The following is a 240-nucleotide window of genomic DNA, read 5'->3' on the forward strand; positions in this document are numbered from 1 at the left end:
GTCCGCGGGCAATCACAGGCAGCTTTGGGTGCCGGCAGGCTTCGCACATGGTTTTCTGACACTTTCGGCCTCTTGCGAGTTTCTGTACAAGACGACTGATTTTTGGTATCCGGAGTGCGTGCGCTGTCTGCAATGGAATGATCCCGACGTAGGCATCACATGGCCTCTCGACGCTCCACCTGTTCTTGCCGGCAAGGATGCAGCGGGTGTGCGTTTGGTGGATGCGGAGGTGTATGCAAG

The 240-nt window shown here is 57.1% G+C and carries 1 protein-coding gene; it reads left to right on the top strand.

Features of this window, described 5'->3' with window-relative positions; all coding sequences use genetic code 11:
* The coding region (locus KVT39_RS37290; protein ID WP_217591517.1) for a dTDP-4-dehydrorhamnose 3,5-epimerase family protein at positions 1 to 240 on the top strand (240 nt) is incomplete at both ends.

Source organism: Burkholderia sp. GbtcB21 (assembly GCF_019091065.1).
GTDB classification, from domain to species: Bacteria; Pseudomonadota; Gammaproteobacteria; order Burkholderiales; family Burkholderiaceae; genus Burkholderia; species Burkholderia pyrrocinia_C.